Raw genomic sequence first — 14,504 nt, 5'->3', positions numbered from 1 at the left:
GATCGCATTCGCGAGCAGGCTCGCTCCCACAGGGGTATTGCGCTGTTTTTTAAGCTGGGCTATCGAGATTCAGATGCAAGTTGTCGATCAACCGCGTGGTACCGAGGAACGCGGCCACCAGAATCACCAGATCGCGGTCTTCAGCCGTTGCCGGACGCAAGGTCAGGGCGTGGCGGATTTCCAGATAGTCCGGGCGCAGGCCGGCGGCCTCCAGCTGTTGCACCTGAGCGGCGACCAGCGCCGGATAGTCGCGCTCGCCTTGCTTGATCGATTCGGCGATTGCGCTCAGGGTCCGATAAACCACCGGGGCCACCGCACGTTGATCTTCGCTGAGGAAACCGTTGCGCGATGACAGCGCCAGGCCGTCGGCGGCACGTACGGTCGGTTCGCCGATGATCTGGATCGGCATGTTCAAGTCATGCACCAGCGCGCGGATCACCGCCAGTTGCTGGAAGTCCTTCTGACCGAAGATCGCCAAGTCCGGCTGCACCATGTTGAACAGCTTGCTGACCACCGTCGCCACACCTTCGAAGTGCCCCGGACGGCTGGCGCCACACAGGCCTTCAGACAGTTGCGGCACGCTGACCCGGGTCTGCCCGGCCATGCCGTCGGGGTACATCTCTTCGACGGTCGGGGCGAACAGCAAATGGCAGCCGGCTTGCAGCAGTTTTTCCTGATCCGCCGCCAGGGTGCGCGGGTACTTGTCGAGGTCTTCGCCGGCGCCGAACTGCAGCGGGTTGACGAAAATGCTCGCAACCACGAAATCCACGCGCTGAGTGGCTTTGGTGATCAACGCAATATGACCGCTGTGCAGGTTGCCCATGGTCGGCACGAAGCCGATGCGCTTGCCTTCACTGCGGGCGCGGGCCACGGCGGCACGCAGTTCGCGTACGGTTTTGACAGTGTTCATGCAGAGAATCCGTGTTCGAGACCTGGGAACGTAACGCCTTTGACTTCGTTGACGTAGGCCTTCAGGGCGGACTGGATGCTGTCCTGACCCTGCATGAAGTTTTTGACGAATTTCGGTACGCGACCCGTGATCGACAGGCCGAGCATGTCGTGCAGTACCAGTACCTGCCCGTCGGTATCGCTACCGGCGCCAATCCCGATGACCGGAATCTTCACGGCCTGGCTGATTTCCGCCGCCAGTTCGCTCGGCACGCATTCGAGCAGCAGCATGGCGGCCCCAGCCTGTTCCAGCGAGATCGCATCGGCACGCATCTGTCGCGCCTGGTTCTCGTTGCGGCCCTGCACTTTATAGCCGCCAAGAATGTTCACCGCCTGTGGGGTCAGGCCCATGTGTGCGCAGACCGGTACACCGCGCTCGGCCAGCAGACGGATCGACTCCGCCAGCCACAATGCACCTTCAACCTTGATCATGTGCGCGCCGGCCTGCATCAGTGTGGCGCTGTTGGTCAAAGTTTGCTCGATCGTGGCGTTGGCCATGAACGGCAGGTCAGCCAGGATCAGGGCGTCGGTGTTGCCGCGTTTGACGCAAGCGGTGTGATAGGCCATTTCTGCGATGGTCACCGGCAAGGTGCTGTCGTGCCCTTGCAGAACCATGCCGAGGGAGTCGCCCACCAGCAGCACTTCGACACCGGCCTCGTTGCAGGCGTGGGCGAAGGTCGCGTCATAGCAGGTCAGCATGGTGATCTTTTCACCTTTCTGCTTGAGGCTCTGGAGCGTGGTCAGGGTGATGGCTGGCATGTAAAAAATCCTCGTTCAGGCGCTCTGGAAACTACTGCGAGTAACGCGCGTGATTCTTCGTCTACTCAGGCGCACGGTCTTTTGTCGTGCTTATAAGGCCTGGATTGCGCCCGTATGTGCCGGGTTGGCGGCAGCGGGACGCCTATAGTCGTGAGGAGAACCTAGGAAGTCAATTGCGTGTGTTACCGCATTGTTACGAGGGGAGTGTTACCGGCGTTACTGATGCGATTCAGCGGCACGGCGGGGCTGATTGGGAGGTTTTTTGTCCGACAAAAAGCGAACACGGAACATCGCTTTTGTGGCGAGGGGATTTATCCCCGATGGGCTGCGAAGCGGCCCTTAAATGGCGCATTAATCAGTCACACCGTATTAGCCGGTTTTGCGACTGCTGCGCAGCCGATCGGGGATAAATCCCCTCGCCACAGAGGCCCCATCCACAGGGGGAGATTTGCGTCAGGCGTGGGAGAGGCGTTCGAGGCCGACGAACGGGCAGGCGGCGAGCAGGTCAGCCAATGTGCGGCCATCGGCCAGGCGCAGATCCTTGGGTGCCAGTTCGGCCAGAGGATAGAGTACGAACGCACGCTCCTGAATCTGGTAGTGCGGGACTTTCAGGCGCGGCTCGTCGATCAGGCGATCACCGAACAACAGGATATCCAGATCCAGCGTACGCGGCCCCCAGCGCTCCAGGCGCTCCCGACCTTGATCGTTTTCGATGGTTTGCAGGGCATCGAGCAGGTCGAGCGGCGCGAGATCACTGTCGAGGGCAGCGACCGCGTTGGTGTAACGCGGTTGCCCCGGCAGCAGTGAATCGCTCTGATAGAACGCCGAAACACCAGCAAGGGAAGTCTGCGGCAATTGCCCCAGCGCATTGAGCGCGCTGCGCAATTGTTCGGCCGGGTCAGCGAGGTTGCTGCCCAGACCGATGTAGATGCGTTCCATGCCTTATTCGCCCGTCGAGCTTGAAGCCCCGGCGCGCTTGCGCTTGGAACCACTGCTGCGGCGACGTTTGCGTGGCGCACCGCTGGCGTCATCACCTTTGCCGCTGAGATCACGGATCATGTCGCGGCGTTCGCTGTCGTTGGCGTCCTGATAATCCGTCCACCATTCGCCCAGGCCGTCGGTTTCCTCACCAGCGCTTTCACGCAGCAGCAGGAAGTCGTAACCGGCGCGGAAACGTGGATTGTCCAGCAGCAGGTCGGCGCGTTTGCCGCTGCGGCGTGGCAGGCGTTCCTGCATGTCCCAGATTTCGCGGATCGGCATGGTGAAGCGCTTTGGAATGGCGATGCGCTGACACTGTTCGGCGATCAGCTCATGCGCGGCTTCCTGCATGGCCGGGATCGGCGGCATGCCACGCTCTTGCAGGCGTAATACGCGGGCCGGCAGGGCAGGCCACAGCAGGGCGGCAAACAGGAACGCCGGTGTGACCGGTTTGTTCTGTTTTATGCGCAGGTCGGTGTTGGTCAGCGCTTCGCTGATCAACGTGTGGGTGTATTCCGGGTTGTATTCCAGTGCGTCGGCACTGGCCGGGAACAGTGGGGCAAACAGTTGCAGATCGACCAGCATCTCGAAGGTGATCGCGCCGTGGCCGGAGAGGAACAGCTTGAGCACTTCCTCGAACAGACGGGCCGACGGGATCTCGCGCAGCATCGGCGCCAGGTCGCGGATCGGCTGCACGGTGTGCTTCTCGATGCCGAAATTCAGCTTGGCAGCGAAACGCACGGCCCGCAGCATGCGCACCGGATCTTCCTGGTAACGCTGCTTCGGATCGCCGATCAACCGGATCAGGTGATTGCGGATGTCGTGCACGCCGTTGGCGTAATCGAGAATGCGCTCACTGACCGGATCGTAATACAAAGCGTTGATGGTGAAGTCGCGGCGTTGCGCGTCTTCTTCCAGAGTGCCGTAGACGTTGTCGCGCAGAATCCGCCCGCTCTCGTTGCGCGAAGACTGGTTGCTGTCTTCGTCGTCTTCATTGACCGGGTGATTGGCACGGAAGGTCGCGACTTCGATGATTTCGCGACCGAAATGGATATGCACCAGCTTGAAGCGGCGACCGATGATCCGCGCATTGCGGAATTCGGCTCGGACTTGCTCGGGGGTAGCGCTGGTGGCGACGTCGAAATCCTTGGGCGTGATGCCCAGGAGCATGTCACGCACGCAACCGCCGACCAGATAGGCCTGGTAACCGGCGCCCTGCAAGCGTTCGACGATATTCACCGCATAGCGGCTGAATTGCCCCTTTTGCAGCGAATGTTGGCCGCTGTTGAGCACTTCAGGAGTGCTGCGGATGTGTTGCGTACGACGCACGGGTGTTCGGAATGACTGGAACAGCTTCTTCAGCATGGGATGCACTGTTTGAAGGAATGTTCGGCCATACCAAAGAATGACCGCATGATGGGCGCAGATTCTAGCATTTAGTCGGGGGATGGTGTAGGACGCAGCAGATTTGCGCTGCAAGCCGCAGGCTACAGGCATCGGGCAGGGTCGAAACGGAGGTTTTTGCCGAAAGACAGAAACTACAAGGGGAGCCGAAGCTCCCCAAGAAGTAGTTGCGTGCTCTTTTTATTATTGATTCGGGCTTCTTGTTTTTGTTGAGTGCCCTCGTCATGAAGCTTTTCCTTCATGACCCTCCCAATCGGGAGCCAAGAGCAAACGGATTGCTTTGGTCGCTGTGTTGCAGTGATCTTGCGATCCAACCAGTACAGGCTCTGTCTTAGGACAGTTTTTGTTGTTCTCGGCCTGGTCGTGGGGCTAGCCCCAAATACAACGCCTCTCCAAAAGAATCAGTTAGCTGCGCCTCTCGCCGTCTTGTTTTTATTGTGCGTGAGTCGATTCGTCTTATTTTTATTGTCTTGTGCATTGCTTGTTATTGTTCTTGTACCAAACATATAGCAGGTGCCGTGCCAACTTTTGCCAAGCCCAATAAAACAAGGGGTTAGGTCGATATAACGGTTTTCTCGGGGCGAAAAAAAGCCGGGGTTTCGTTACCGATAACCCCGGCTTCTGTTACGTGAAAAAGCTGAGGTAACAGTTTTTTCACGTCTTCAAGCGTTACCCGCACACTCTACAGGTAACGTTCAGCTCTCGCTGGTGACCCCGGTCTTGCGCCGTGGAATGCCCAGGCGCTGACGGCGTTCCCACAGGCACTTGCGGCTGACGCCCAGTTTGCGCGCCAGCTCGGTCTCGGTCATGTGGTCCTGATGCTCAAGAACGAAGTGCTGGAAGTAGTCTTCCAGCGACAGGTCTTCGGTCGGCTCATGGCTGCTGTTGCTGGTGTTACCTGCGGTTTGCGCAGGCAAGCCGATGAACTCGTCGTCTTCCAGATCGCTCAGCTCGATGTCGATGCCCAGTAGGTCGGCAGAGATTTCCGGGCTTTCGCTCAGAATCACCGCGCGCTCTACCGCGTTCTCCAGCTCTCGCACGTTACCCGGCCAGGAATAATGCCGGATGGCCTGTTCGGCGTCGGCGGCAAATTTCAGGTCGGTACGGTTGATGCGCGCACTTTGTCGGGCGAGGAACGCCGTAGCGATTTCGTTGACGTCGGCGCCACGTTCGCGCAATGCCGGCAATTTCAGGGCAATCACGTGCAGGCGGTAATACAGGTCTTCACGGAACTGGCCGATTTTCGCCAGGCTCTTGAGGTCACGGTGGGTCGCGGCGATCAAACGCACATCGACCTTTTGCGACTGCACCGAACCCACGCGGCGAATCTCGCCTTCCTGCAGCACACGCAGCAGACGAGCCTGGGCTTCCAGCGGCAGTTCGCCGATCTCGTCGAGGAACAGCGTGCCGCCATCCGCCGCTTCCACCAGACCGGCGCGCCCGGCGCTGGCGCCAGTGAACGCACCTTTTTCGTGGCCGAACAGTTCGGACTCGATCAGGCTTTCCGGGATGGCCGCGCAGTTCACCGAAATCATCGGTGCCTTGGCACGCTTGGACAGGTTGTGCAGGGCGCGGGCCACCAGTTCTTTACCGGTGCCGGACTCGCCCTGGATCAGGACATTGGAATCGGTCGGCGCGACTTTGCGGATCTTGCTGTACAGGTCCTGCATCGGCGGGCACGAGCCGATGATGCCGATCTCGCCGTTGCTGTTGTCGACAGACGATTTGCCGCTGCCACTGCTCGGTTTGCCGGCAAGCGTTTCGCCGGCGGCAGGCGCCGACTGGTGATCACGCAGGATCCGCGCAACCGCCTGAAGCATTTCATCGTGATCGAAAGGTTTGGCGATGTAGTCCACCGCGCCCATCTTCATCGAGTCGACCGCCGAGCGCAGGCTGGCGTAGCTGGTCATGATCAGCACCGGTTTGCCCTGGCCGAGCTTGATCAGCTCGGTGCCGGGGGCGCCAGGCAGGCGCAGGTCGCTGACGATCAGATCGAATGTGGGAATACTGAAGCGTTCTTGTGCTTCCTGCACTGAACCGGCTTCGCTGACCTGGTACTGGTTGCGTTCCAGCAGGCGGCGCAAGGCGGAGCGGATAATGGTTTCGTCTTCGACGATCAAAATGTGCGGCATTGATTCGATACTCTCGACGGTCTCAGTTCACAGCGGACGTCGCTTCGACATGACGCGGTAAGGTCACCCGGATTCGGGTGCCGCGCTGGCTCTGTACATCAGCCGGGCTGTCGATGGTGATTTGTCCATAATGCTCTTCAACGATGGAATAGACCAGTGCAAGGCCCAGACCGGTACCTTCACCCGGGTCCTTGGTGGTGAAGAAAGGTTCGAACAATCGGTCCATGATGTTCTGCGGAATACCACTGCCTTCGTCTTCGACGATCAGATCGACCGTGTGTTCGCCGGCTTCACTCTTGACCCGCACGGCGCTGCCCGCAGGCGAGGCATCACGGGCGTTGGAGACCAGATTGATCAGCACTTGGGCGAGCCGCTGCGGATCGCCTTCGACCCAGTGATCCGGATCGCACAGGTTGTAGAACTGCACTTCGAAGTTGCGTCGGTTCAGCGCCAGCAGACCGATGGCATCCTGCGCGACTTCGGCCAGACAAACCGGTTCGTCGCTGTGCTGATGGCTGCCGGCGTGGGCAAAGCTCATCAGCGACTGCACGATGCGCGACACGCGCTTGGTCTGTTCGAGGATCTGCCCGCTGATTTCCGTCAGTTCGCCGTCTTCTTCGCGCTCTTCGCGCAGGTTCTGCGCCAGACAGGCGATGCCGGTGATCGGGTTGCCGATTTCATGGGCCACACCCGCCGCCAGTCGACCGATGCTCGCCAGGCGCTCGGAGTGCACCAGTTTGTCTTCGAGCATCTGCGTTTCGGTCAGGTCTTCCACCAACAGCACCAGACCACTGTTGCCCGGCGCCAACGGTTCGTCGATCGCCGCTTTGTGCAGATTGAGCCAGCGGGTCTGGCCGTCGAGAGCCAGGTGCTGCTTGTGCAAGTGCTCGTCGGGCAGGTTGATGAAGCCTTGCAGCAATGGCTTCCACGGATCGGCGATCGTGCTCAGGCGTGAACCGACCACCCGTTGCGCAGCGATGCCGGTGAGTTCTTCCATGGCCTTGTTCCACATCAGGATCTCTTGATCCTTGGCCAGCGAGCAGACGCCCATCGGCAACTCCTGCAAGGTCTGGCGGTGGTAGCGGCGCAGGGCGTCGAGTTCGGCGGCCAGTCCGGTGAGGCGCGAGTGGTAATCCTCGAGGCGGCTTTCGATGAAGTGGATGTCTTCGGTCACATAGTTTTCGCCGCCGGCCTTGTACGGCAGGAAGGTTTCGACCATGTCCTGCGCCACGCTCGGGCCCATCAGGCCGGAGAGGTTGGCTTCGATGCGGTCGCGCAAGCGGCGCAAGGCATAAGGACGGCGCTCGTCGAACGGCAGATAGAGGTCGCGCAGGGCCTGCTCGACTTCTTTCTGCGCCGCCTTGGCGCCCAGCGGTTTGGCCAGTTGCGTGGCGAACTCCTGGGGCGAAGCAGCATGCAGTTCGCGGCGTTGCGGACGACGCACGTTATCCACCGCGCAGGCTTCGGCGGCGCTGGCTTCTTCGGGGCTGGCGTTGGTGAACAGCGAGATCAGGGTGAACATCAATACGTTGGCTGCCAGCGAGGCGATCGCCGCCATGTGCCAACTGGTGTCGTCCAGCACGTAAATCATGTTCAGCAGGGGAATGTAGAAACCCTGCAGATTGCCGACCAGTGGCAACAGCATGGTCACCACCCACACCACAATCCCCGCCAGCAGGCCGGCGATAAAGCCGCGCCGGTTGGCGGTCGGCCAGTACAGCACCGAAAGCACGCCGGGCAGGAACTGCAGCGTGGCGACGAAAGCGACGATGCCGAGGTTGGCCAGATCCTGCCCGGCGCCGAGCATCAGGTAGAAGCAGAAACCGGCCATGATGATCGCGACGATCAGCGCCCGACGCGTCCACTTCAGCCAGCGATAGATGTTGCCTTCGGCCGGCGGCTGATAGAGCGGCAGCACCAGGTGGTTCAGCGCCATGCCCGACAGGGCCAGGGTGGTGACGATGATCAGGCCACTGGCGGCTGAAAGCCCACCGACATAGGCCAGCAGTGCCAGCGGTTTGCTGTTGGCGGCGATGCCGATGCCGAGGGTGAAATATTCCGGGTCGGTGGTGGCGCCGAGCTTCAGGCCGGCCCACAGGATCAGCGGCACTGCCAGGCTCATCAGCAGCAGGAACAGCGGCAGGCCCCAGCTGGCGCTGACCAGCGAGCGCGGATTGAGGTTTTCGGTAAAGGTCATGTGATACATGTGCGGCATCACGATCGCCGAGGCGAAAAACACCAGTAACAGCGTGCGCCATGGGCCTTCCTGCAGGGGCGTGTGCAGGGCGGCGAGGGCGGTCTGGTTTTGCAGCAGCCACAGTTCGAGTTGTTGCGGGCCATCGAACACGCCGTACAGCGCATACAGACCGACGCCGCCGAGGGCGATCAGTTTGATCACCGATTCGAAGGCAATCGCGAACACCAGCCCTTCGTGTTTCTCGCGAGTGGCGATATGCCGGGAACCGAAGAAAATCGTGAACAGAATGATCAGCGCACAGAACGCCAGCGCGACGCGGCTCTGGATCGGCTCGCCAGTGAGGATGCCAATCGAATCGGCTACCGCCTGAATCTGCAACGCCAGCAGCGGCAGCACGCCGATCAACATGAAGATCGTGGTCAGCGCGCCGGCCCAGGTGCTGCGAAAGCGGAACGCGAACAGATCCGCCAGCGACGACAATTGATAGGTGCGGGTGATTTTCAGGATCGGATACAGCAGCACCGGTGCGAGCAGAAACGCACCAGACACCCCGAGGTAGCTGGACAGAAAGCCGTAGCCATACTGATAGGCCAGCCCCACCGTGCCGTAAAACGCCCAGGCACTGGCGTAGACCCCCAGCGACAGGGTGTAGGTCAGCGGGTGGCGAATGATCGCCCGCGGGATCATGCCCCGTTCGCTGATCCAGGCAACGCCGAACAGCACCGCCAGGTACGCGGCGCTGATCAGGATCATCTGGGTCAGGCTAAAGCTCATCGGCATCTTTTTGGCTCTGCAGGATGAAGGTCACGACAATCAGGATCAACCACAGCAGATACGGCCGATACCAGGCGCCCGTGGCGTCGATCCACCAATCCATGATGGCTGGCGAAAACAGATAGATTCCCACGACCAGAAGCAGGACCAAGCGATAGATGTACATCCCGGCCTCTCTTTTTTATGCGCGTGCCCGAAAACGTGCGGCGATGGTAACGGATGGGCGCGCCACTGCAAGTGTCGTCATTGCAGTTGCGCCTCGGGCAACGTCAGTGTGCGCGGGATCTTCGATGCATCCCAGTGGGCTGCGCCCCATTTGAGCAATTCCTCGGGCGTGGCATGGGCCAGTTCGGCACCGGGGTTTTGCCCCAGCGCACGCAAGGCTCGCAACAGCAGCGGCGTGGCCTGATCGGCCTCAAGCGGCGGCGAACGGTAGGATTTGCCGAGCTTGTTGCCGTCCGGCTGCGTAATCAGTGGCAGGTGCAGATAGCGCGGCTGACGCAGGCCCAGCAGTTCTTGCAGGTAGAGCTGGCGTGGCGTGGAGTCGAGCAGGTCGGCACCGCGCACGATGTCGGTGATGCCTTGCCAGGCGTCATCCAGCACCACCGCCAGTTGGTAGGCGTAGAGACCGTCGCGGCGGCGGATTACGAAATCTCCCACGTCGCGCCCCAGATGCTGCCGGAACTCGCCCTGCACCCGATCGATAAAGTGGTATTCCAGTTCCGGCACGCGCAGGCGGATCGCCGCATCTTGCTGTCCATGACCGGCATTGCGGCACAAACCCGGATAAATCCCGTGATACGGCTCCAGCTGCTTGCGCGAGCAGGTGCAGGCGTAGGCCAGGCCATGGTTGAACAGGCTGTCGAGCACTTCGGCGTAGGCGGCGTGGCGGTCACTCTGGCGTACCATCTCACCGTCCCACTCGAAGCCGTAACTTTCCAGCGCCTTGAGAATCGCCGCCTGCGCGCCCGGTTCTTCGCGGGGCGGATCGAGATCTTCCATGCGCACCAGCCAACGCCCACTGACTGCACGCGCGTCGAGGTAAGAGGCGAGGGCAGCCACCAGTGAGCCGAAGTGCAGGTGGCCACTGGGGGTGGGGGCGAAGCGGCCGATGTAGGCGGGGGAGATTTTGGCTGTCATGGAAACGAAGCTACTTTTCAGGCGATACGCAGGTCAACGGGTGGGAGCGAGCAGGCTCGCTCCCACAAGGGCAAAAGGCAGAAACAAAAACGGAGCGTTCGCACGCTCCGTTTTTCGTTCAGGTCGAGATTACTTGCCGACCTGCTTTTCCTTGATTTCCGCCAGGTTCTTGCAGTCGACGCACATGTCGGCAGTCGGACGGGCTTCAAGGCGCTTGACGCCGATCTCGATCCCGCAAGAGTCGCACCAGCCGTACTCTTCGTCTTCGATCAGTTGCAGGGTCTTGTCGATCTTCTTGATCAGTTTGCGCTCGCGGTCGCGGGCGCGCAGCTCGAGGGCGAACTCTTCTTCCTGACTGGCACGGTCGGCCGGATCAGGAAAGTTGGCCGCTTCGTCTTTCATGTGATCAACAGTGCGGTCGACTTCCTGCATCAAGTCCAGTTTCCACTTGGTCAGGATCTTGGTGAAGTGCGCGCGCATTGGAGCGCCCATGTACTCTTCGCCCGCTTTCGGGACGTAGGGTTCGAAACCGCTGAGTGTCTGACTTGCCTGTTGCTTTGCTTGGGTGGGCATGAAATGGACCGCCTCTACTCTTGTAATCCATTGCGCAGGATTGCTCCATCACCGACACCTGCCGGCCCTGCGGCTGCAAGCGGGCGAACTTACCAGATCAATTCGGCCTGCGCTACTCCCGGATGTCGAGGCCCCGGCGGGCGGCGCTTGCAGAAGTTTGGCAAGTCATGTCTGACAGTGATGGAGGCCTGATCAATCTCTGATTTTAGTCAATCCTGGAGCGTACGCGCATATCGTTACAGTCCAGCGTTCTTGAGGCTGTGACCGCGACGGGTTCTCGCTCGTTCCGGCAGACAGGTAGAATCGTCTCTTTTTCCCCGTCGAAGGAAAACCAATGGCTCAGCCCTACAGTGCGCGCAGTCGTGCGATCGAACCGTTCCATGTGATGGCGCTGCTGGCGCGGGCCAATGAACTGCAGGCCGAAGGTCACGATGTGATCCACCTGGAAATCGGCGAGCCGGACTTCACCACAGCCGAACCGATCATCCGCGCCGGGCAAGCGGCGCTGACGGCGGGCAAGACTCGCTACACCGCGGCGCGGGGCATTCCTCAATTGCGCGAAGCGATCTCCGGGTTTTATCAAACGCGCTACGGCTTGAACATTGATCCGCGAAGGATCCTGATCACGCCGGGTGGCTCCGGCGCGCTGTTGCTGGCCAGCGCCTTGCTGGTCGATCCGGGCAAACACTGGCTGCTGGCGGATCCGGGCTACCCGTGCAACCGGCACTTCCTGCGTCTGGTTGAAGGCGCGGCACAACTGGTTCCGGTCGGGCCGGAGGTGCGCTATCAACTGACCCCGGATCTGGTGGCGCGGCATTGGGATCACGACAGCGTTGGTGCGTTGGTGGCTTCGCCTGCCAATCCGACCGGCACCCTCCTGACCCGCGACGAACTGGCCGGATTATCCACAGCGATCAAGGCGCGGCACGGCCATCTGGTGGTGGACGAGATTTATCATGGCCTGACTTACGGCACCGATGCCGCCAGCGTGCTGGAAGTCGATGACAGCGCCTTTGTCCTCAACAGCTTCTCCAAATATTTCGGCATGACCGGTTGGCGTCTCGGCTGGCTGGTGGCACCGGATGCGGCCGTCAGTGAGCTGGAAAAACTCGCGCAGAATCTCTATATCAGCGCGCCGAGCATGGCGCAGCATGCCGCACTGGCCTGTTTCGAGTCGGACACCATCAGCATTCTCGAAGAGCGCCGCGCCGAATTTGGCCGCCGTCGCGACTTCCTCCTGCCGGCGTTGCGCGAGTTGGGTTTCAATATCGCCGTCGAACCTGAAGGTGCGTTCTACTTGTATGCCGATATCAGCCAGTTCGGCGGTGATGCCTTCGCGTTCTGCCGGCATTTCCTCGAAACCGAGCACGTTGCCTTTACCCCGGGGCTGGATTTCGGTCGTTATCAAGCGGGCCATCATGTGCGTTTTGCTTACACGCAAAACCTCCCACGCTTACAGGAAGCGGTGGAACGCATCGCTCGTGGCTTGAAGAGCTGGCAAGGCTGATGCGTTTTTATCCGGCTCTGGAAGAGGCGCGGCTGATTCGCCGCTATAAACGTTTTCTGGCTGATGTTGAAACGGTCAATGGCGAGCTGTTGACCCTTCACTGCCCGAACACCGGTTCGATGCTCAACTGCCAGGTTGAGGGCGGACAGGTGTGGTTCAGTCGCTCCAACGACCCGAAACGCAAGCTGCCCGGCACCTGGGAAATTGGCGAAACCCCGCAGGGCCGGCTGTTTTGCGTGAACACCGGCCGTGCCAACGCACTGGTGGAAGAGGCGCTGCAGGCGGGAGTCATCAACGAGTTGAGCGGCTTTACGGCGCTTAAACGTGAAGTGGCGTACGGCCAGGAAAAGAGCCGTATCGATTTCCGTCTCGAGTACCCGAGCGGTCCGGCCTACGTGGAAGTGAAAAGTGTCACGCTGGGATTCGACGGAACGAATGTCGCGGCGTTTCCCGATGCGGTGACCCAGCGCGGCGCCAAGCATCTGCGTGAGCTGGCGCATCTGGCCCGTGACGGCATTCGGGCGGTGCAGCTGTATTGCGTCAATCTCAGCGGGATTGACGCAGTGCGTCCGGCCGAGGAAATCGATGCGGCCTACGCCGATGCCCTGCGCGAGGCGGTGGCATTCGGAGTTGAAGTGCTGGCCTACGGCGTGCGCTTGAACCATGAAGAGATGGTGATCGACCGGCGGCTGGACGTGTTGCTCAACGGTTAAACATCAATCCACACCCCTTCTGCGTCTTCGCGGCAGGGGATGGCGGTCAGGGATTGCCCGGCGCAGGGCCCGGCGACGCATTCGCCATCCTCGATCAGGAACAGTGCGCCGTGGGTGGCGCACTGGATCAGGCTGTTGCTCGGGTCGAGAAACTGGTCGGGGTGCCATTCCAGGCCGACGCCACGATGCGGGCAACGGTTGAGATAAACATAGGCCTTACCATTGCGGCGCACGGCAAACAGTTTGTTGCCGTGGATGTCGAACCCACGGCTGCCGGCCTCGGCGAGATCGGCGCCCGCGCACAAAAACTTCATGACTATCCTCAACTGTCGGCTCGTTTCAGGAAATGTCCGAGCTTGACGTTTAAATGCAAACAATTATCAAATGGCCGCCTTCGCCCACTGTGCGCGGCTGCCGCCAAGAATACTTGGCCTGCCGGTTCGCTGCCCGGGAAAACTGTTCAAGGAAAGCTGCGTATGCGCCTGATTATCCGCGTTGCTGTGCTGTGTGTCGGACTGTTCGCCAGCCTTCAGGTGACAGCTGCCGACTTGCCACAGCGTTGGGTCAGTGCCGGTGGCGCGCTTTCGGAGTGGGTCAGTGCGTTGGGCGGGGAGTCGAAACTGGTCGGCGTCGACACCACCAGCCAGCATCCCGAGTCGCTGAAGAAACTGCCAAGTATCGGCTATCAACGCAGCCTGTCGGCAGAGGGCATTCTCAGCCTGCGCCCGGACATCCTTATCGGCAGCGAAGAAATGGGCCCGCCACCGGTGATCGCTCAGGTAAGGAGCGCCAAGGTGCAGGTCGAACTGTTCTCGGCGCAGCCGGATCTGCCGACGCTGGAAAAAAACCTCACGCATCTCGGGCAGTTGCTCGGCGCGCAAGCCCAGGCGACGCAGTTGCTGGAAAGTTATCAACAGCAGCTCGCCATGCAGAAGGCGCGAATCGCCGAGTTGCAGACTAGGCACAAGGCGCCCGGTGTGCTGGTGCTGATCGGGCATGCCGGCGGCAAACCGTTGATTGCCGGCAAGGACACTGTCGCCGACTGGCTGCTGCAACGGGCCGGCGGACATAACCTGGCAACGCATACCGGTTACAAGCCGTTCTCCGTGGAGTCGCTGGCCGGGCTTGATCCTGAGGTGCTGGTGTTTGCGGATCGCGCGTTGAGCGGTGAGGCGGCAAAAGCGGCGTTGTTCAAGGAAAACCCCATCCTCAATTCAAGCCGTGCGGCCAAGACCGGACGGGTACTGGAGCTGGATCCGACGCTGCTGGTCGGCGGGCTCGGGCCGCGTTTACCGGCGGCGTTGAAGGGTTTGTCTGACGGCCTCTACCCGACTGCGAGCGGCCAATGACCGTACTGGTCAAACCACGCAGCCTGTTTA

13 protein-coding genes are annotated in these 14,504 nt (G+C 60.8%); 3 read left to right on the top strand and 10 right to left on the bottom strand.

The genetic code is table 11. The features are described 5' to 3' along the window. Positions 1-49 precede the first annotated feature (49 nt). The 9 genes from panC to dksA form a co-directional block, all read right to left on the bottom strand. Positions 50-910, bottom strand: a complete 861-nt coding sequence (panC, locus tag GTQ41_RS22790; RefSeq protein WP_047296603.1) for a pantoate--beta-alanine ligase — start codon at positions 908-910, stop codon at positions 50-52. Then, on the bottom strand, positions 907-1,707 hold the full coding sequence (gene panB / locus GTQ41_RS22785; protein WP_041065398.1) for a 3-methyl-2-oxobutanoate hydroxymethyltransferase: 801 nt from the start codon (positions 1,705-1,707) through the stop codon (positions 907-909). The genes panC and panB overlap by 4 nt, the downstream gene beginning before the upstream one ends. Positions 1,708-2,160: 453 nt before the next feature. Next, positions 2,161-2,646 (bottom strand): 2-amino-4-hydroxy-6-hydroxymethyldihydropteridine diphosphokinase, encoded by a 486-nt coding sequence (folK, locus tag GTQ41_RS22780; RefSeq protein WP_047296601.1) that lies wholly within the window; start codon positions 2,644-2,646, stop codon positions 2,161-2,163. A gap of 3 nt (positions 2,647-2,649) precedes the next feature. After that, a complete protein-coding gene (locus GTQ41_RS22775) occupies positions 2,650-4,050 on the bottom strand; it encodes a polynucleotide adenylyltransferase PcnB (RefSeq protein WP_041065404.1) in 1,401 nt (466 codons plus the stop codon). 734 nt (positions 4,051-4,784) lie between these two features. Further along, positions 4,785-6,221 (bottom strand): sigma-54 dependent transcriptional regulator, encoded by a 1,437-nt coding sequence (locus GTQ41_RS22770; RefSeq protein ID WP_047296599.1) that lies wholly within the window; start codon positions 6,219-6,221, stop codon positions 4,785-4,787. A gap of 22 nt (positions 6,222-6,243) precedes the next feature. Further along, positions 6,244-9,198 carry a sensor histidine kinase gene (locus tag GTQ41_RS22765; RefSeq protein WP_196302447.1) on the bottom strand — a complete coding sequence of 985 codons (2,955 nt, stop codon included), beginning with the start codon at positions 9,196-9,198 and terminating at the stop codon, positions 6,244-6,246. After that, positions 9,182-9,358, bottom strand: a complete 177-nt coding sequence (locus GTQ41_RS22760; protein ID WP_003176118.1) for a hypothetical protein — start codon at positions 9,356-9,358, stop codon at positions 9,182-9,184. Before GTQ41_RS22760 ends, GTQ41_RS22765 begins: the two co-directional genes overlap by 17 nt. A gap of 77 nt (positions 9,359-9,435) precedes the next feature. Continuing rightward, positions 9,436-10,320, bottom strand: coding sequence for a tRNA glutamyl-Q(34) synthetase GluQRS (gene gluQRS / locus GTQ41_RS22755; protein WP_196302450.1), 885 nt, complete (start codon positions 10,318-10,320; stop codon positions 9,436-9,438). A 141-nt stretch (positions 10,321-10,461) separates the two neighbouring features. Continuing rightward, positions 10,462-10,905, bottom strand: a complete 444-nt coding sequence (gene dksA / locus GTQ41_RS22750) for an RNA polymerase-binding protein DksA (RefSeq protein ID WP_007959616.1) — start codon at positions 10,903-10,905, stop codon at positions 10,462-10,464. 334 nt (positions 10,906-11,239) lie between these two features. Between dksA and GTQ41_RS22745 the strand changes: the two genes are divergently transcribed. Next, positions 11,240-12,412, top strand: coding sequence for a pyridoxal phosphate-dependent aminotransferase (locus tag GTQ41_RS22745; protein ID WP_047296592.1), 1,173 nt, complete (start codon positions 11,240-11,242; stop codon positions 12,410-12,412). Then, positions 12,412-13,125: a DNA/RNA nuclease SfsA gene (gene sfsA / locus GTQ41_RS22740; protein ID WP_047296589.1), complete on the top strand. Its 714-nt coding sequence runs from the start codon at positions 12,412-12,414 to the stop codon at positions 13,123-13,125. Before GTQ41_RS22745 ends, sfsA begins: the two co-directional genes overlap by 1 nt. Here sfsA and GTQ41_RS22735 read toward each other — a convergent pair. Beyond that, positions 13,122-13,439, bottom strand: coding sequence for a Rieske (2Fe-2S) protein (locus tag GTQ41_RS22735; RefSeq protein WP_047296587.1), 318 nt, complete (start codon positions 13,437-13,439; stop codon positions 13,122-13,124). The genes sfsA and GTQ41_RS22735 overlap by 4 nt on opposite strands. Positions 13,440-13,601: 162 nt before the next feature. Here GTQ41_RS22735 and GTQ41_RS22730 point away from each other — a divergent pair, with 162 nt between their 5' ends. Continuing rightward, positions 13,602-14,474 (top strand): hemin ABC transporter substrate-binding protein, encoded by an 873-nt coding sequence (locus GTQ41_RS22730; RefSeq protein WP_047296585.1) that lies wholly within the window; start codon positions 13,602-13,604, stop codon positions 14,472-14,474. The last annotated feature ends 30 nt before the right edge of the window (positions 14,475-14,504 follow it).

The organism is Pseudomonas sp. AN-B15 (assembly GCF_019056475.1).
In the GTDB taxonomy this organism is placed as follows: domain Bacteria; phylum Pseudomonadota; class Gammaproteobacteria; order Pseudomonadales; family Pseudomonadaceae; genus Aquipseudomonas; species Aquipseudomonas parakoreensis.
This window is presented reverse-complemented; position numbering and strand designations above follow the sequence as displayed.

Bases quoted from the DNA above. Each gene is read 5' to 3' on its own strand.
- GTQ41_RS22765 (WP_196302447.1), bottom strand. From the start codon at position 9,198: ATGCCGATGAGCTTTAGCCTGACCCAGATGATCCTGATCAGCGCCGCG.
- sfsA (WP_047296589.1), top strand. From the start codon at position 12,412: ATGCGTTTTTATCCGGCTCTGGAAGAGGCGCGGCTGATTCGCCGCTAT.
- panC (WP_047296603.1), bottom strand. From the start codon at position 910: ATGAACACTGTCAAAACCGTACGCGAACTGCGTGCCGCCGTGGCCCGC.
- dksA (WP_007959616.1), bottom strand. From the start codon at position 10,905: ATGCCCACCCAAGCAAAGCAACAGGCAAGTCAGACACTCAGCGGTTTC.
- GTQ41_RS22775 (WP_041065404.1), bottom strand. From the start codon at position 4,050: ATGCTGAAGAAGCTGTTCCAGTCATTCCGAACACCCGTGCGTCGTACG.
- panB (WP_041065398.1), bottom strand. From the start codon at position 1,707: ATGCCAGCCATCACCCTGACCACGCTCCAGAGCCTCAAGCAGAAAGGT.
- folK (WP_047296601.1), bottom strand. From the start codon at position 2,646: ATGGAACGCATCTACATCGGTCTGGGCAGCAACCTCGCTGACCCGGCC.
- GTQ41_RS22770 (WP_047296599.1), bottom strand. From the start codon at position 6,221: ATGCCGCACATTTTGATCGTCGAAGACGAAACCATTATCCGCTCCGCC.
- GTQ41_RS22745 (WP_047296592.1), top strand. From the start codon at position 11,240: ATGGCTCAGCCCTACAGTGCGCGCAGTCGTGCGATCGAACCGTTCCAT.
- GTQ41_RS22760 (WP_003176118.1), bottom strand. From the start codon at position 9,358: ATGTACATCTATCGCTTGGTCCTGCTTCTGGTCGTGGGAATCTATCTG.
- GTQ41_RS22735 (WP_047296587.1), bottom strand. From the start codon at position 13,439: ATGAAGTTTTTGTGCGCGGGCGCCGATCTCGCCGAGGCCGGCAGCCGT.
- GTQ41_RS22730 (WP_047296585.1), top strand. From the start codon at position 13,602: ATGCGCCTGATTATCCGCGTTGCTGTGCTGTGTGTCGGACTGTTCGCC.